Here is a 16,649-nt window from a genome sequence, read left to right as displayed (position 1 = left end):
ACGGAGGAGAAATGAACACGATAAAGATCGAGCGCTACGGCCGTGTCGTGGCCGTACGCCTGCACCGCCCCCACGTCCGCAACGCGCTGAACGGCGAGCTCCTGACCGAACTCCTCGACGCCCTGCGCCCGTTGGACGCGGCCCCCGAGATCGGCTGCTTCGTCGTCACCGGCTCGGAGAAGGTCTTCGCGGCGGGCGCCGACATCAAGGAGATGGCCGCGAGGACGGCCGTGGACATGGCCGCGGAGGACTACTTCCGCGCCTGGGAGGAGTTCGCGGACCTGCGCACCCCGAAGATCGCCGCCGTCAACGGCCACGCCCTGGGCGGCGGTTGCGAACTGGCGATGATGTGCGACCTCGTGATCGCGGGCGAGTCGGCGGTGTTCGGCCAGCCCGAGATCAAGCTCGGCGTGATCCCCGGCATCGGCGGCACCCAACGCCTGACCCGCCTCGTCGGCCGGGCCAAGGCCATGGACCTGGTCCTCACCGGCCGCACGATGGACGCGAGGGAGGCGGAGAGCGCCGGACTGGTCTCCCGGGTCGTCCCCGACGAACGGGTCCTCACGGAGGCCCTGGAGGCGGCCGAGACGATCGCCTCGTACGGCCGTACGGCGGTCAGGGCCGCCCGCGACTGCGTCGACCGGTCCCTGGAGACGGGCCTGCGCGACGGCATCCGCTACGAACGCCGCGTGTTCCACGCCCTGTTCGCGACCCACGACCAGAAGGAGGGCATGACCGCCTTCCTGGAGAAACGCGCCCCGCGCTTCACCGGGCGCTAGCGAGCGCCTGTCCGACCCCCGGTTCCTCGGGGCCGAGGAACCGGGGGTCCGGCTCGAAGACCGCGTCCAGGGCCGCCTTGCCGGCCGCGATGACCTCCCGCGCCCCGCCGTAGTACCAGGTGGCGTCGTGCTTGGCCTCGACCCCGATGCCGTACGACGTCACACCGGCCTGCTGGCACAGCGCGACGGCCCGCCGGATGTGGAAGCCCTGGCTGATCAGGACGGCCCGGTCGACGCCGAAGATCTTCTTGGCGCGGACGCAGGAGTCCCAGGTGTCGAAGCCGGCGTAGTCACTGACGATGCGCCGGTCGGGAACGCCGTGCGCGGTCAGGTACGTGCGCATGGCGTCGGGCTCGTCGTAGTCCTTGCGGCTGTTGTCACCGGTGACGAGGACGACCTCGATCCGGCCCTCGCGGTACAGCTTCGCCGCGGCGTCCAGCCGGTGGGCGAGGTACGGCGACGGCTCGTCGTTCCACAGTCCCGCGCCGAAGACGACGGCGACCTCGGTGTGCGGTACGTCCGCGGTCGTGCGCAGCCGGTCGCCCGTCACGATGTACATCCAGGTCGCCGGCAGCAGCGCCAGTACGCACCCGAGCATCACGGCCTGCACCAGCCGCCGCTGCCCGGTACGGGTGCGGGGGATACGTGGCCTCCGCGGCCTGCGCAGTCTCACGGGCGGTCCCTCCCTGGTCGTCCTTCGACAGTCAGGGACGTGATGTAAGCCTCCACGGTTCACCGAAGGGCACGTGACCAGCCTCACCAGCGCCAGCGAAACCGCAGGTCAGGACACCTCACAATGCCCTCCCACCCCACCGTGAACCCACGGAAAATCCCCGTTATCTTCGCGCAACGGGGTGGCAACCTCTCACCGCGACCATCTGTTCATGACGCCGTCGAACCCTCCGCGCGACGAGTCCACCGCCAGCCCCGGCGCCCTGCTGCTCCCGGGGGCCGACCTCGACAGTACGGCGCACCTCATGAACCGGATCAGCAGCCAGCTCGCCAGCCAGCTCAGCCTCGTGTCGCTCGACGGCAGGCGGCGCCCCGAAGCGCCCGCGCTCGTCGTCGTCGCCCACGGCAGCCGTGACCCGCGTGCCCTGAGCACCGTACGCACACTCCTCGACAAGGTCCGCGCCCTGCGCCCCGGCCTGTCCGTTCACCTCGGCCACATCGAGCTGAACGAGCCCCTGCTGCCCGACACCCTCGCCGCCCTCGGCGACCGCGAGGCGATCCTCGTCCCGCTCCTGCTCAGCCGCGGCTACCACGTCAAGCGCGACATCCCCGAGATGGCCGCCGCGACCCGGGTACGCGCACGCGTGGCCGCCCCGCTCGGCCCGCACCCCCTCCTGGTGGAGACCCTGTACTCCCGCCTGGTCGAGGCCGGCTGGCGCACCCGCATGGACGACACGACGCGCGGCCGCACCGCGGTGGTCCTGGCGGCGGCGGGCTCCCGCGACCCGGAGTCCAAGGTCGACACCGGCCGCACGGCCCAGCTCCTCTCCGACCGCCTCGGCGTCCCGGTCGTCCCCGCCTACGCGACGACGGCGGCTCCCAGAGTCCCGGACGCCATCGAGGCCCTCGCGGCGAGCGGCCGCACGAGGATCGCCATCGCCTCCTACTTCACGGCCCCCGGCCGCTTCGCGACGGAGTGCGCGGAGGCGGCCCCGTGGATCGCCTCGGCCCCCCTGGGCACACACCCGGCGATGGCGAGGCTGCTCCTGCACAGGTACGACCAGATGACCAACCTCAGGGGCGCGGGGCAGCACCAATCCGCGGCTCCGACGCGGGGCGCGGGCAACCACACACCAACCGCACTCGCCGGATAGCAAACCCAGGCAGACGCGAAGGCGCACTCCGTTTGTCAGTCCCTGCCCTTACTGTCGAGACATGTCGTACGACCTGGAGTCAACCGAACGCTGGGCCCCGGAACCGGACAAACGCCCCGGCCGCACCGCCTTCCAACGCGACCGCGCCCGCATCCTCCACTCATCGGCCCTCCGACGCCTAGCCGGCAAAACCCAGGTCGTCACCCCCGGAACCCGCAGCCAGGCCTGGGACGCCAGCCCCCGCACCCGTCTCACACACTCCCTGGAATGCGCCCAGGTAGGCCGCGAGCTGGGCGCGGCCCTCGGCTGTGACCCGGACCTGGTGGAAGCCGCCTGCCTCGCCCACGACCTCGGCCACCCACCCTTCGGTCACAACGGCGAACAAGCGCTGAACGAATTCGCCGAGGACTGCGGCGGCTTCGAGGGCAACGCCCAGTCCCTCAGACTCCTCACCCGCATCGAACCCAAACGCTTCACCCCCGAGGGCTCCGTCGGCCTCAACCTCACCCGGGCCGCCCTCGACGCGGCCACCAAGTACCCCTGGCCCAGAGGCGCCCACCCCACGGACCCCAAGAGCCCCAAGTTCGGCGTGTACGACGACGACCGCCCCGTCTTCGACTGGGTCCGCAAGGCCGCGCCCGGCACCCGCACCACCTTCGAGGCCCAGGTCATGGACTGGTCCGACGACGTGGCGTACTCGGTCCACGACGTCGAGGACGGACTGCACGCCGGCCACATCGACCCCAACTACCTGCACGCGGAACCCGAACGCGAGGCGGTCTTCGCGGTGGCCCTCGGCCGGTACGTCCCGCAGGACACCGACCCGGCGGAACTCGCGGCGGCCCTCGACCGGCTCCAGGACCAGCCCTGGTGGCCGCACGGCTACGACGGCTCGGCCGTGGCCCAGGCCCGGCTGAAGGACGCCACCAGCCAGCTCATCGGCCACTTCTGCCTCGCCGCGGAGGCCGCCACACGCGCGCGGTACGGCACCGGGCGCCTGACCCGCTACACCGCCGAACTCGTCGTACCCCACGAGACCCGGCTGGAGTGCGCGGTCCTCAAGGCGGTCGCCGACCGGTACGTCATGCAGCGCGCCGAGCAGGAGCGGCTCCGCGCGGACCAGCGGATCGTGGTCGCCGAACTCGCCGAGGCGCTCACCCGCCGTGCCCCGGACGGCCTGGAGCCGCAGTTCCGCGCGGTCTTCGACCAGGCCCCCGACGACCGCGCCCGCAAGCGCGTGATCGTCGACCAGGTCGCCTCCCTCACCGACGCCTCGGCCCGCTCGCTGCACGCACGGCTGACGGGTCACGCGTGAGAGCGCTGCCGTGTGCACGTGTTCCCGACCGGGTACTCGTGCGACATATGTGCCACGGGTGACACCAAACGCGCCCGAATGTGACCCTCCGTGGCCTGATCGGGCCACTCCCTCTTCCCCCATCACGCTCCGTGCGGGACGCTCCCATGTGGCGGCACCCTTACGAGGAGGCATCAAGTGGTCGACGCGGATCAGACATTCGTCATCGTCGGAGGCGGTCTCGCCGGCGCCAAGGCGGCCGAGACGCTCCGCGCGGAGGGCTTCACGGGCCGCGTGATACTGATCTGCGACGAACGCGATCACCCCTACGAGCGCCCGCCCCTGTCCAAGGGCTATCTGCTCGGCAAGGAGGAGCGCGACAGCGTCTTCGTGCACGAACCGGCCTGGTACGCGCGCAACGACATCGAGCTGCACCTCGGCCAGACCGTCGACGCGATCGACCGCACGGCCAGGACAGTCCGCTTCGGCGACGACGGCACGCTCGTGCACTACGACAAACTCCTCATCGCCACCGGTGCCGAGCCCCGCCGCCTCGACATCCCGGGCACGGACCTCGCGGGCGTCCACCATCTGCGCCGCCTCGCCCACGCGGAACGGCTCAAGGGAGTGCTGGCCGCCCTCGGCCGGGACAACGGCCACATCGTGATCGCCGGCGCCGGCTGGATCGGCCTGGAGGTCGCGGCGGCGGCCCGCGAGTACGGCGCCGAGGTCACCGTCGTGGAGCCCGAGCCGACCCCCCTGCACTCCGTGCTGGGCCCCGAGCTCGGCGGGCTCTTCGCCGACCTGCACCGGGAGCGCGGCGTCCGCTTCCACTTCGGCGCGAAACTGACCGAGATCGTCGGCCAGGACGGCATGGTGCTGGCCGCCCGCACCGACGACGGCGAGGAGCACCCGGCGCACGACGTCCTCGCCGCGATCGGCGCCGCCCCGCGCATCGCCCTCGCCGAGGCCGCGGGACTGGAGATCGCCGAGCGCGCGTACGGCGGCGGGATCGTGGTCGACGAGCGGCTGCGCACCTCCGACCCCGACATCTACGCCGCCGGCGACGTGGCCTCCTTCCACCACGCCCTCTTCGACACCAGGCTGCGCGTCGAGCACTGGGCCAACGCCCTCAACGGCGGCCCCTCGGCTGCCCGCTCGATGCTCGGCCGTGACCTCGCCTACGACCGCGTGCCCTATTTCTTCTCCGATCAGTACGACTTGGGGATGGAGTACAGCGGCTGGGCGCCCCCGGGGTCGTACGACGAAGTGGTGATTCGGGGGGACGCAGGAAAGCGTGAGTTCATTGCGTTCTGGCTGAAGGAACGCCGGGTGCTCGCCGGGATGAACGTGAACGTGTGGGACGTCACAGAGCCCGTCCAACAGCTGATTCGCTCGAAGACACAGGTGGACACCGAGGTGCTGGCGGACCCGCACGTTCCGCTCGAAAACCTCGTCCCTTAGATGTCAGTTCTGCCCCGTAGACTCACCTCGTGGCAGGACGGATCAACGACGAGGACGTGAAGGCGGTACGGGACGCGGTCCCGATCGACGCCGTGGTGTCCGAGTACCTCCAGCTGCGGAACGCGGGCGGAGGCAACCTCAAGGGCCTGTGCCCCTTCCATGACGAGAAGTCGCCGTCCTTCCAGGTCAGCCCCAGCAAGGGTCTCTTCCACTGCTTCGGCTGCCAGGAGGGCGGCGACACCATCACGTTCGTGATGAAGGTCGACCACCTCTCCTTCTCGGAGGTCGTCGAGCGCCTCGCCGGGCAGGCCGGCATCACGCTGCGCTACGAGGAGGGCGGCTACAACCCCTCCCACCAGCGCGGTGAACGGATCCGCCTGGTCGAGGCCCACAAGATCGCCGCCGACTGGTACGTGGAACAGCTCGCCACCAGCCCGGAGGCCGACACCGGCCGCAAGTTCCTCGCCGAGCGAGGCTTCGACCAGTCCGCCGCCGAGCACTTCTCCGTCGGCTACAGCCCCCAGGGCTGGGACCACCTCACCCGCTTCCTGCGCGGCAAGGGCTTCACCGACAAGGAGCTCCTGCTCTCCGGCCTCTCCCAGGAGGGCCGCCGCGGCCCCATCGACCGCTTCCGCGGCCGCCTGATGTGGCCGATCCGCGACATCGGCGGCGAGGTCGTCGGCTTCGGCGCCCGCAAGCTGTACGAGGCGGACACCGGCCCCAAGTACCTCAACACGCCCGACACGGCGATCTACCGGAAGTCCCAGGTCCTCTACGGCATCGACCTGGCGAAGAAGGACATCGCCAAGGCGTCCCGCGCGGTCGTCGTCGAGGGCTACACCGACGTCATGGCCTGCCACCTCGCGGGCGTCACGACCGCCATCGCCACCTGCGGCACCGCCTTCGGCAGCGACCACATCAAGATCCTCCGCCGGCTCCTGATGGACAACGGCTCGGCCCGCGTGATCTTCACCTTCGACGGCGACGCGGCCGGCCAGAAGGCGGCCCTGCGCGCCTTCGAGGACGACCAGAAGTTCGCCGCCGAGACCTACATCGCGATCGCCCCCGACGGCATGGACCCCTGCGAGCTGCGCCTCGCGAAGGGCGACGAGGCGGTGGCCGAGCTGGCCGAACCCCGCACCCCGCTCTTCGAGTTCGCACTCCGCCAGATCGTCGTCCGCTACGACCTGGACACCCCGGCAGGCCGGGCGTCCGCCCTGGACGAGGCCGCCCCGATCGTCGCCCGCATCAAGAACAGCGGCGCCCAGCACGAGGTCGCCGTCCAGCTCGCCGGCATGCTCGGCATCCTCGACACCCAGTTCGTGGTCAAGCGGGTGGCCCAGCTGGCCCGCTGGGCCCGCGACCGCGGCGGCAAGGGCCCGGCGCCGTCCGCCCGCGGCCCGCAGCAGTACGACTCCGCACCACGGCCCCAGGCCTCTGGACCGGCCCTCAACCTCCGCAACCCCGTCTACGCCACCGAACGCGAGCTCCTCAAACTCGCCCTCCAGCGCCCCGAGCTGGTCTCCCCGGCCTTCGACGCGTACGGCATCGACGAGTTCACCGCCGCGCCCTACGCCGCCGTACGCCAGGCGATCATGGAGGCCGGCGGCGCCGAGTACGGCGTGCAGGACTCCCAGGACTACCTCGTGAGAGTCCGCGAGACCGCGCCCGACGACACGGTCCGCGCGATGGTCACGGAGCTGGCCGTCGAGGCGATCATGCGCAAGACCGTCGACGAGATCTACGCGGGTGTACAGCTCGTGGCGGTCCGCCGCCGCGCCGTCGAGCGCCGCATCATCGACATCCAGTCCACGCTCACCCGTCTGGGAACCCACGGAGATCCGGCGCAATTGGCCGCGGTACAGAACGAATTGTGGGTACTCCAGCAGTACGACCAGGCGCTGCGCGGGCACGGAGCCGCAGCTCTCTGAGGGGTTTGCGTCCGGCAGGGTAACCACCCGGTCACGGACCGGACTCAAAAAGTCACCGCACGCCCCTCGTGGCGGCGATGTGTCGTACTCCACACTGGGTTCCGGTGCCTGAGTCCTCGGAGCGCGGCCGATCCGTCCCCAGCGGGTCCCACACCCCCGCGGTTCCGCTCATCGCGTACGGGACGGACAGCGGCGAGGCCGTCGACTCCGCCCCCGAAACAGCGCTGCCGCTCACTTCTGCAGCGATCATCCTGGAGGTCGCCCCCGTGCAGACCCAGACCCTCAACAAGACCGACGCCGGTACAGACGGCGCGGAGCCGGATACGGAGACCGACGTTCTCACCGCGGTCCCCCCGCAGAGCCGTGTCGTGCACCACCCCGAGGCGGAGCCGGAAGAGCCGCCGGCCGATGCCCTGGAGACCGTGGAACCCGCTGAGCCGGTCGAGGCTCCGCAGCCGAAGAGCCGCAGCCGCGTCGCCGACACCAGCAGTCCCTCCTCCGACCTCTTCCGTCAGTACCTCCGCGAGATCGGCCGTATCCCCCTGCTCACGGCAGCCGAGGAGGTCGAGCTGGCCCGCCGCGTCGAGGCCGGCCTGTTCGCCGAGGAAAAGCTCCTCAACGCCCCTGACCTGGAAAGCCAGTTGGCGATCGACCTGGACCGCCTGGTCGTCATGGGCCGGATGGCCAAACGCCGGCTCATCGAGGCGAATCTGCGGCTCGTGGTGTCGGTGGCCAAGAGGTACGTCGGCCGCGGCCTGACCATGCTCGACCTGGTCCAGGAAGGAAACCTGGGCCTGATCAGGGCCGTCGAGAAGTTCGACTACGCCCGCGGCTACAAGTTCTCGACCTACGCGACCTGGTGGATCCGCCAGGCCATGTCCCGGGCTCTCGCCGACCAGGCCCGCACCATCCGGGTCCCGGTCCACGTCGTGGAGCTGATCAACCGGGTCGTCCGCGTGCAGCGCCGCATGCTGCAGGAACGCGGCTACGAACCGACCCCGGAAGAGGTGGCCGCCCACCTCGACCTCGCCCCGGAACGCGTCAGCGAGGTCCTGCGCCTGGCCCAGGAACCCGTCTCCCTGCACGCCCCGGTGGGCGAGGAGGACGACGTGGCCCTCGGCGACCTCATCGAGGACGGCGACGCGACGTCGCCGGTCGAGTCGGCGGCGTTCCTGCTGCTCAGGGAGCACCTGGAGGCGGTGCTGTCGACGCTGGGGGAGCGGGAGCGGAAGGTCGTCCAGCTCAGGTATGGGCTCGCTGACGGCCGTCCACGCACCCTGGAGGAGATCGGGCGGATCTTCGGCGTCACACGGGAACGGATAAGGCAGATCGAGTCCAAGACCCTGAACAAGCTGCGGGATCACGCTTTTGCGGATCAGCTTCGGGGCTATCTGGACTGATGCCGGGTGCGGGTGGTCCGTGGTTGCTCGCGCAGTTCCCCGCGCCCCTGAAGGGGCGCGGGGAACTGCGCGAGCAACCACAACGGACCCGCAGCCGCCCCGCGTGCTCAGTCGACCTCTGCCACCGCCTGCGCGAACTGTGCCTTGTACAGCCGCGCATACGCCCCGTCGGCCGCCAACAGGTCCCCGTGCGCGCCCTGTTCCACGATCGAACCGTCCTCCATCACCAGAATCGTGTCCGCGTCCCGGATCGTCGACAGCCGGTGCGCGATCACGAACGACGTCCGTCCGTGCGCCAGCTTCGCCATCGCCTTCTGGATCAGCACCTCGGTCCGGGTGTCGACGGACGACGTCGCCTCGTCGAGAACCAGGATCACCGGGTCGGACAGGAACGCCCGCGCGATGGTGATGAGCTGCTTCTCACCGGCGCTGACCCCCGAACCCTCGTCGTCGATCACGGTGTCGTACCCGTCGGGCAGCGTCCGGACGAACCGGTCCGCGTGCGCGGCCCGCGCGGCCTCCTCGATCTCGCCCCGGGTGACCTCCCGCGAGGCCCCGTACGCGATGTTCTCCGCGATCGTGCCGCCGAACAGCCAGGTGTCCTGCAGCACCATCCCGATCCCGGCCCGCAGTTCGTCCCGGGACATCCGCGCGATGTCGACCCCGTCGAGAGTGATGCGCCCGCCGGAGACGTCGTAGAAGCGCATCAGCAGATTGACCAGCGTGGTCTTGCCCGCTCCCGTCGGACCCACGATCGCGACCGTGTGCCCCGGCTCCACCTTGAGCGACAGATCCTCGATGAGCGGCTTCTCGGGGTCGTACCGGAAGGACACGCCTTCCAGCGCCACCCGCCCCCGCAGCTCGGCAGGCCGCTCGCCCGGCATGGGGTCGGCCTCCTGCTCCTCGGCGTCGAGCAGCTCGAAGATCCGCTCGGCCGAGGCGACCCCGGACTGCACCAGGTTGGCCATCGACGCGACCTGCGTCAGCGGCATCGAGAACTGGCGCGAGTACTGGATGAAGGCCTGCACATCACCGATGGACAGCGTGCCGGAGGCGACCCGCAGGCCACCCACCACCGCGACCAGCACATAGTTCAGGTTCGACACGAACATCATCAGCGGCTGCATGACCCCGCTGTTGAACTGCGCCTTGAACCCGGCCTCGTACAGCGCCTCGTTCTGCTCGGCGAACTGCTGCGCCGACTCCTGCTGCCGCCCGAACACCTTCACCAGGGTGTGCCCGGTGTACATCTCCTCGACGTGCGCGTTGAGCTTGCCGGTCGAGCGCCACTGCTGCACGAAGTGCGGCTGCGACCGCTTGCCGACGCGCGTGGCGATCACGAACGACAGCGGCACGGTGACGAGCGCGACCAGCGCCAGCAGCCAGGACACCCAGAACATCATCGCGAGCACCCCGACGATGGTGAGGATCGAATTGATGAGCTGGCCCATCGACTGGTTGAGGGTCTGCCCGATGTTGTCGATGTCGTTCGTCGCCCGGGACAGCACCTCACCGCGCTGCCGCTTGTCGAAGTACGACAGCGGCAGCCGCGACAGCTTCGTCTGTACGTCCTCCCGCATCCGGAACATGGTCCGGTTGACGACCCGGTTCACCAGCCGCGTCGCCACCAGCATCAGCAGCCCGGCGACGACGAACACGACGAGCGCGATCAACAGGACGTCGCCGACGGCACCGAAGTCGATGCCCTCGCCCGGGGTGAAGTCGGTGCTGCGGAGCATGTCGGCGACCTGGCCGTCCCCGCGCTCCCGCATCGCCTGAAGCACCTGCTCCTTCGAGGCGCCGGGCTCCATCTGCCGTCCGACGATGCCCGCGAAGACCAGGTCGGTGGCCTCGCCGAGGATCTTCGGCCCGACGACCGACAGAGCCACGCTGACGAACACACAGAACACCAGCGCGTAGACCGTGAACCGCTCCGGCCGGAAATGGCCGACGAGCCGCCGTCCCGACATCTTGAAGTCCATCGACCGGTGATCGGGGCCGGTCCCGGCCATCATGCGCCCCATGGGCCCGGCCATCAGGCAGCCTCCGCTTCCGTGAGCTGGGAGAGCACGATCTCCCGGTAGGTCTCGTTCTCCGCCATCAGCTCGTGATGCCGGCCGGTGCCGACGACCCGGCCTTCGTCGAGTACGACGATCCGGTCGGCGTCCCGGATGGTCGCCACCCGCTGGGCGACGATCACCACGGTCGCCTCGGCGGTCTCCCGGGACAGGGCCGCGCGCAGGGCCGCGTCGGTGGCGTAGTCGAGGGCGGAGAAGGAGTCGTCGAAGAGATAGATCTCCGGGCGCTGCACGAGCGTACGGGCGATGGCGAGCCGCTGCCGCTGACCACCCGAGACATTGGTGCCGCCCTGGGCGATGGGGGAGTCGAGCCCGTTCTCCAGCCCCTCCACGAAGTCCTTGGCCTGCGCCACCTCCAGCGCGTGCCACAGCTCCTCGTCCGTGGCGTCCGGATTGCCGTAGCGCAGATTGCTCGCCACGGTCCCCGCGAAGAGGTACGGCCGCTGCGGCACCATTCCGACGGTCCGCGCCAGCAGCTCGGGCTCGATGCCCGCCACGCTCTCCCCGTCGACCAGCACCTGACCGTCGGTGGCGTCGAACAGCCGGGGCACGAGCCCCAGCAGCGTGGACTTGCCGCTGCCGGTCGACCCGATGACGGCGGTCACCTCACCGGGCCGGGCCACGAGATCGACGCCCTTGAGCACCGGCTCCTCGGCACCCGGGTAGCGGAAGCCCGCCCCGCGGATCTCCAGATGACCATGGCGCCGCAGCTCCAGCACCGGAGCCTTGGGCGGAACCACGCTCGACGAGGTGTCCAGCACCTCCTGGATCCGCTCGGCGCACACCTCCGCGCGCGGCACCATCATGAACATGAAGGTGGCCATCATCACGGACATGACGATCTGCATCAGATAGGCGAGGAACGCCGTCAGATCACCGATCTGCATCTGCCCGTCGTCGATCCGGTGGGCGCCGAACCACACCACCGCGATCGACGACACGTTCACCACCGTCATGACCATCGGGAACATCAGCGCGAGGTACTTACCGGTGCCCAGGGACATCTCGGTGAGCTCGGCGTTCGCGTGCCGGAAGCGGTCCTTCTCGTACTCGTCGCGCACGAAGGCGCGGATCACCCGGTTGCCGGTGATCTGCTCGCGCAGCACCTGGTTCACGGTGTCGAGGCGCACCTGCATGGCCCGGAACAGCGGGCGCAGCCGCCGCACGATCAAGGTCACGCAGATACCCAGCACGGGGACGACCGCGACGAGGACCGCGGACAGCGGCACGTCCAGGCCGAGCGCCAGCACGATGCCGCCCACGCACATGATCGGCGCGGACACCATCAGCGTGAACGTCATCAGGGCCAGCATCTGGACCTGCTGCACGTCGTTCGTGGTCCGGGTGATCAGCGAGGGCGCCCCGAAGTGGCCCACCTCGCGGGAGGAGAAGGACTGCACCCGGTCGAACACGGCGGCCCGCACGTCCCGGCCCAGGGCCGCGGCGGTCCGCGCGCCGTAGTACACGGCACCGATGTTGCACACGACCTGGATCAGCGAGATACCGATCATCAGGGCGCCGAAGGACAGGATGTACCCGGTGTCGCCCTTCACGACGCCGCTGTCGATGATGTCCGCGTTCAGCGTGGGCAGGTAGAGGGTGGCGCAGGTCTGCAGGAACTGCAGCACCACCAGGAGGGCGATGGGTTTCCGGTAGGGCCTGAGATAGGTCCGCAGAAGACGTATGAGCACGCTTGGTCTCTCGGAGTCGGCGGTAGGGGCAGGGTGGTTGCCCCTGGCCCCTATCGTCGGACACTCCCCCCGCGTTACCTCAACCGATTAAGCCGACAGCAGTGCTTCGTACGGCCTTCCGGGTACAGAAGCGCTGATTTCCTACCGGTCTCTTACCTTCCGTTACGACCGGAACGCCCCCGGATGCGTCTGCTCTCGCACCGACACGAACTGCTGCCGCACCGCCTGTCCCACCGCCAGGTCCTCGCCGGGCTCCAGGATCTGCGCGGTCGCCCCCTGCCAGGCCGGCGGGTTCCGCGGGTCGAGCGTGCCCTGCGACACACCGAGCGCCCAGGCGGCCTGCCGGGCGGCACCGCGCGCCGCGTAGTCCGCGGGCTGCGGTACGACGACCTGCGCCCCGAAGATCGACGGCGCCGCCGTCTGCACGGCCGCCAGCTCGGCCGCCGCCCCCAGCAGAAAGACCCGCCGTACCTCCACACCGCGTCCGCGCAGCACGTCGAGCGCGTCGGCGAGCCCGCACAGCATGCCCTCGAACGCGGCCCGCGCGAGATGCTCCGCCTTCATCGACTCCCGCCGCAGCCCGGCGAGCGTCCCGGCGGTGTGCGGCAGGTTCGGCGTCCGCTCGCCTTCCAGATACGGCAGCAGCACGAGGCCGTGGGAGCCCGGCGTCGACTTCATCGCCAGCTCGGACAGGCTCTCCAGGTCGGGCAGCCCGAGCAGCTCGGAGGTGCCGCGCAGGGTGCGTACGGCGTTCAGCGTGGTGACGACCGGCAGGTGCATGCCGGTGGCGTCGGCCAGCGACGTGATCATCCCGGTGTTGTCGACGAGCGCCTCGGGGTGCACGGCCATGACGGAGCCGGAGGCCCCGAGCGAGACGACGGCGTCGCCGAGCCCGATCCCCAGCCCGAAGGCGGCGGCCATGGTCTCGCCGGTGCCGGCGGAGATCAGCAGCCCCTCCGGCGTCGTACCGGCCGCGTCGGAAGGGCCGATCACCTCGGGCAGCATGGCCTGGTGACCGAGCGCCAGCTCGACGAGGTCGGTGCGGTAGCCGCCGGTGGCGGCGGACCAGTAGCCGGTGCCGGAGGCGCCACCGCGGTCGGTGGTCCGGCGGACCGGCCTGCCGAGGAGCTGCCACACCAGCCAGTCGTGGGCCTGGAGGAGGACGGCGGTACGGGCGGCCGCGTCGGGCTCGTTCTTGACCAGCCAGCGGAGCTTGGTGACGGGCTGGGCGGCCTGGGGTACGCACCCCACCGCCTGTGCCCACGCCTCGCGCCCGCCGAGTGCGTCGACCAGATCGGCCGCCGCGACCTGGGCGCGCTTGTCGCCGCCGACGAGTGCGGGGCGCACGGTGTTGCCCTGGGAGTCCAGCGGCACGACGGCGTTCTGCTGGGACGACACGCCGATGGCCTGCACGCCCTCGAGGAGACCGCCGCCGGCCGCCTCGCCGAGGGAGAGGAGCCAGGCCTGGGGGTCGACGTCGGAGGGGCGGCCTTCCACCGGATGCGGGGCATACCCCTGTTTGAGCACGGCACCGGTGTCCGCGTCGCAGACGACGATGCGAGTGAAATCGGGCGAACTGTCCAGCCCGGCGACTATCCCCATGGCGGAAATTCTATGGGCCACGCGCCGCGGGGGTGCGCGGGCGCTGTCGGGCGCGGGTGCGTCGCGGTCCTTCGCGCCGTTTCCCGCGCCCCCAGATCTGCTTCCGGCATCGCCCGTCTATGTGTTGCTGGTGCCCCAGTCGTCCCCTGTTGCACCGTTCGTGTTCCTGTCCCGCAGGGAGCGCACCCTCTGGGTCACCGACTCCGGAACCCGCTCACCCACCTTCTCGCTCACCACGTGGTACGCCTTGCCCGCGAACTGGCGGCCCTGCTGGGCGGCCGACTCGGCGGTGTTGCGGACCGCGGGGTTCTGGGACACCTGACGTGCCGACTTCTTCAGCTGTTCGTAGCGTTCCCGTCCGGCCCGGGTGCCCAGCACGTATCCCAGTGCCAGCCCGGCGACGAACGTGAGCTTGTAGCGCATGGCGGAGCCACCCTTCCGTCGTGGAGGAGTACCGATTGGCGGAGCACCCCCCTGCTTGCGCTAATGTATGTGTCGCAGCGAACGCCCGCCCCCTGGCGAATACCCAGGGAGGTACGTTCGATGCAACGAGGCATTCCTCCGTAGCTCAATTGGCAGAGCAGCCGGCTGTTAACCGGCAGGTTACTGGTTCGAGTCCAGTCGGGGGAGCTTCGATCTTCCGTAGCTCAATTGGCAGAGCAGCCGGCTGTTAACCGGCAGGTTACTGGTTCGAGTCCAGTCGGGAGAGCGCGTTGAAAATGGACCCCCGAAGGGGTCCTTTTTCATGTGATCACCCTTGCCCCGGGAACCGTGCAGGTCACAGCGGAGTCCTTCAGGGCATGCGAAGTCGACCATACGAAGCAGGAGATCGTATGAGCGGCTATGCTGCGGCAGACGGCGCGCACACATGTACGCGACACGCCGCTATGGGGCGGTAGCTCAGCCGGTTAGAGCAGCGGACTCATAATCCGTCGGCCGTGGGTTCGAGTCCCACCCGCCCCACCTGCGCAGGGTTCTGACCTGCGGAAACGTTCTTTTTTGGGTGTCGGGGCGTCAACTTTGCCTGAACGGACTGAATCCGCTGCTCGCCAGTTTGACGCCGAGGTGGTCTGCGTCGGCTGATGGCCTTCTGACCTGCATGGATGTGCGCGGGCGCGTGGCTGGTGAGACGTGTTCTGGCCGGTTCGACTGCGACAGGGCCGTGTATTGAGGCCATCCTGAGGTCGGAGGTAACGAGGACAGGGCTGTCGATGGGTCTGCGCTCCGGCCGTTGCAGGTGGGTCGACGCATTCGATGTGGCGGTCGTCCGGGTTCGCGGCACGCGAGAGGCCGCGTCGTGGTGGCGGCCGGTGGGGCCAGGAACTGCCCCAAGAGGAAACGGCCCCGAGCGGCCACTCGGTCCTCTCGTGTGGTGGGTGGCGGTGGGGCAGCTCACCGTGGTTCATGCGGTCAGGACGTCGCGGCGGTCGAAGGCGGGTCTCGTCCAGCTCCTCGGGTTACGGACCGCCGGTAGCTGAGTGTGTTCCGGCTCGGTCGCCGCTGCGGCTGACCGGCGTTCCAAGTCTGTCGGTGGCCTGCTGGGCGTCGTCCACCGCCGTTCACCCGCATTCATGTCCGGTCCGCTCTGTCGGCGAGGATCGGCTTGGGTCTGTCCTGAACGACGGCGAAGAGTCTGAATGAGACGGCCTCCACAGTAGCTGGCTGCCCGCGCGGACGCTCCTCGCCTCTGTATCAGCGTCCCCGGCAACGGCTCAGCCATGATCGGAACCTGGCGGGCCGGCCCTTCTCCCCCTCGCTCGTACCTGCCCGTTACAGCCGGATGGAAGGGGCGGGAGCCGAAGCCCTTCCTCCGTCACGCATTGGGGTCGCGCTGACGCCGGCGCGTCAGGCCGGATGCTCCTTGCGGCCGAGGCCGGCCGCCCTCGCCGGCCCGCGGGTTCCGTCCCGTTGCCGCATCTGCCTCCCTCCTCGGATGAGCCCCTCGACAGGCAATCGGCAGGAAACGGACTTACGGTCGAGCGGTACACGCTTGCGGAGCCCTTGCTTGCTTCCGCCTGCTGATCTTCGTCACGACACCATCAGGAGACACTGCCATGGCCACTGCATCTGAAACCCCGGTACTGGACACCCTCGCCGCGATGACGGTCGACTCGGTTGAGCGGTGCGGGCTGGCCCCGGACATGTTCATGCTCACCCGCATCGCGGCCCTCGCCGCTTCGGACGCTCCGCCGATCTCCTACGTCGCGCACATCGACCCCGCCCTTCAGGCAGGCCTGACCGTCGACCAGGTGCAGGATGTCCTGGTCGCCATCGCCCCCATCGTGGGCACAGCCCGCGTCATGACGGCAGGCGGCAACATCGCCAAAGCACTCGGCGTCGCGATCGCCGTCGCTGACGCACAGGCAGAGGCCAAGAGCCAGGGCAAGGGCTGAGTGTAGAGACGTCGCCCGAGGTCTGGAGCCACCAGCCGCGCCCGGCATCGATGATCGGCGCGGCCGACAGCTGAGCAGGGCATGGCACCATCCCGTGCCACCGCTCAGATAGTCCAGTCTTACGACGGCAACGAACTCTCCGTCGCGGCCTGACCTTGCCGCGACTCGGGAGGGCCTCCGTGGCGTGGTGG

General features: G+C 69.8%; 12 protein-coding genes and 3 tRNA genes. 10 read left to right on the top strand and 5 right to left on the bottom strand.

Annotation, left to right across the window (positions count from 1 at the left end; translation table 11 throughout):
- Positions 1 to 11: 11 nt before the first annotated feature.
- On the top strand, positions 12 to 779 hold the full coding sequence (locus OHU89_RS17445; RefSeq protein WP_405643987.1) for an enoyl-CoA hydratase-related protein: 768 nt from the start codon (positions 12 to 14) through the stop codon (positions 777 to 779).
- On the opposite strand, the gene OHU89_RS17440 is transcribed toward OHU89_RS17445, so the two are convergent.
- Positions 766 to 1,446 carry a vancomycin high temperature exclusion protein gene (locus tag OHU89_RS17440; RefSeq protein WP_405654533.1) on the bottom strand — a complete coding sequence of 227 codons (681 nt, stop codon included), beginning with the start codon at positions 1,444 to 1,446 and terminating at the stop codon, positions 766 to 768. The two genes, OHU89_RS17445 and OHU89_RS17440, sit on opposite strands and share 14 nt — an antisense overlap.
- A 310-nt stretch (positions 1,447 to 1,756) precedes the next feature.
- Here OHU89_RS17440 and OHU89_RS17435 point away from each other — a divergent pair, with 310 nt between their 5' ends.
- The 5 genes from OHU89_RS17435 (at position 1,757) to OHU89_RS17415 (ending at position 8,694) form a co-directional block, all read left to right on the top strand.
- Positions 1,757 to 2,605 carry a sirohydrochlorin chelatase gene (locus tag OHU89_RS17435; RefSeq protein ID WP_405654531.1) on the top strand — a complete coding sequence of 283 codons (849 nt, stop codon included), beginning with the start codon at positions 1,757 to 1,759 and terminating at the stop codon, positions 2,603 to 2,605.
- 61 nt (positions 2,606 to 2,666) lie between these two features.
- Positions 2,667 to 3,920, top strand: a complete 1,254-nt coding sequence (locus tag OHU89_RS17430; protein WP_401884930.1) for a deoxyguanosinetriphosphate triphosphohydrolase — start codon at positions 2,667 to 2,669, stop codon at positions 3,918 to 3,920.
- 177 nt (positions 3,921 to 4,097) lie between these two features.
- A complete protein-coding gene (locus OHU89_RS17425; protein ID WP_405643985.1) occupies positions 4,098 to 5,363 on the top strand; it encodes an NAD(P)/FAD-dependent oxidoreductase in 1,266 nt (421 codons plus the stop codon).
- A 29-nt stretch (positions 5,364 to 5,392) separates the two neighbouring features.
- Positions 5,393 to 7,294, top strand: a complete 1,902-nt coding sequence (gene dnaG, locus OHU89_RS17420; RefSeq protein WP_405643983.1) for a DNA primase — start codon at positions 5,393 to 5,395, stop codon at positions 7,292 to 7,294.
- Positions 7,295 to 7,398: 104 nt separating this feature from the next.
- Positions 7,399 to 8,694 carry an RNA polymerase sigma factor gene (locus OHU89_RS17415; protein WP_266892727.1) on the top strand — a complete coding sequence of 432 codons (1,296 nt, stop codon included), beginning with the start codon at positions 7,399 to 7,401 and terminating at the stop codon, positions 8,692 to 8,694.
- Between the two features lie 107 nt (positions 8,695 to 8,801).
- On the opposite strand, the gene OHU89_RS17410 is transcribed toward OHU89_RS17415, so the two are convergent.
- The 4 genes from OHU89_RS17410 to OHU89_RS17395 all read right to left on the bottom strand — a co-directional run bounded on the left by OHU89_RS17410 (position 8,802) and on the right by OHU89_RS17395 (position 14,488).
- Positions 8,802 to 10,730, bottom strand: coding sequence for an ABC transporter ATP-binding protein (locus tag OHU89_RS17410; protein ID WP_405643981.1), 1,929 nt, complete (start codon positions 10,728 to 10,730; stop codon positions 8,802 to 8,804).
- On the bottom strand, positions 10,730 to 12,463 hold the full coding sequence (locus tag OHU89_RS17405) for an ABC transporter ATP-binding protein (protein WP_405643979.1): 1,734 nt from the start codon (positions 12,461 to 12,463) through the stop codon (positions 10,730 to 10,732). Before OHU89_RS17405 ends, OHU89_RS17410 begins: the two co-directional genes overlap by 1 nt.
- Positions 12,464 to 12,625: 162 nt before the next feature.
- Positions 12,626 to 14,065: an FGGY-family carbohydrate kinase gene (locus OHU89_RS17400; protein WP_266892733.1), complete on the bottom strand. Its 1,440-nt coding sequence runs from the start codon at positions 14,063 to 14,065 to the stop codon at positions 12,626 to 12,628.
- A gap of 117 nt (positions 14,066 to 14,182) precedes the next feature.
- The gene (locus OHU89_RS17395) at positions 14,183 to 14,488 is read right to left on the bottom strand and encodes a YtxH domain-containing protein (RefSeq protein WP_266892735.1); all 306 of its coding nucleotides are present in this window, start codon (positions 14,486 to 14,488) and stop codon (positions 14,183 to 14,185) included.
- 134 nt (positions 14,489 to 14,622) lie between these two features.
- On the opposite strand from OHU89_RS17395, the gene OHU89_RS17390 reads away from it, so the two are divergent.
- The 4 genes from OHU89_RS17390 (at position 14,623) to OHU89_RS17375 (ending at position 16,458) form a co-directional block, all read left to right on the top strand.
- A tRNA-Asn gene (locus OHU89_RS17390) sits at positions 14,623 to 14,695 on the top strand.
- A 6-nt stretch (positions 14,696 to 14,701) separates the two neighbouring features.
- A tRNA-Asn gene (locus tag OHU89_RS17385) sits at positions 14,702 to 14,774 on the top strand.
- Between the two features lie 180 nt (positions 14,775 to 14,954).
- Positions 14,955 to 15,028 (top strand) — tRNA-Ile (locus OHU89_RS17380).
- Positions 15,029 to 16,119: 1,091 nt separating this feature from the next.
- Positions 16,120 to 16,458 (top strand): carboxymuconolactone decarboxylase family protein, encoded by a 339-nt coding sequence (locus OHU89_RS17375; protein WP_405643976.1) that lies wholly within the window; start codon positions 16,120 to 16,122, stop codon positions 16,456 to 16,458.
- Positions 16,459 to 16,649: the final 191 nt, after the last annotated feature.

Source organism: Streptomyces sp. NBC_00019 (genome assembly GCF_045041015.1).
In the GTDB taxonomy this organism is placed as follows: domain Bacteria; phylum Actinomycetota; class Actinomycetes; order Streptomycetales; family Streptomycetaceae; genus Streptomyces.
Note: the sequence above shows the minus strand (reverse complement) of the source record. Positions and strands in the feature narration are given on the sequence as shown.

Coding starts and splice junctions, on each gene's coding strand:
- OHU89_RS17410 (WP_405643981.1), bottom strand. CDS start 10,730: ATGGCCGGGCCCATGGGGCGCATGATGGCCGGGACCGGCCCCGATCAC.
- OHU89_RS17375 (WP_405643976.1), top strand. CDS start 16,120: ATGGCCACTGCATCTGAAACCCCGGTACTGGACACCCTCGCCGCGATG.
- OHU89_RS17445 (WP_405643987.1), top strand. CDS start 12: ATGAACACGATAAAGATCGAGCGCTACGGCCGTGTCGTGGCCGTACGC.
- OHU89_RS17395 (WP_266892735.1), bottom strand. CDS start 14,488: ATGCGCTACAAGCTCACGTTCGTCGCCGGGCTGGCACTGGGATACGTG.
- OHU89_RS17430 (WP_401884930.1), top strand. CDS start 2,667: ATGTCGTACGACCTGGAGTCAACCGAACGCTGGGCCCCGGAACCGGAC.
- OHU89_RS17400 (WP_266892733.1), bottom strand. CDS start 14,065: ATGGGGATAGTCGCCGGGCTGGACAGTTCGCCCGATTTCACTCGCATC.
- OHU89_RS17435 (WP_405654531.1), top strand. CDS start 1,757: ATGAACCGGATCAGCAGCCAGCTCGCCAGCCAGCTCAGCCTCGTGTCG.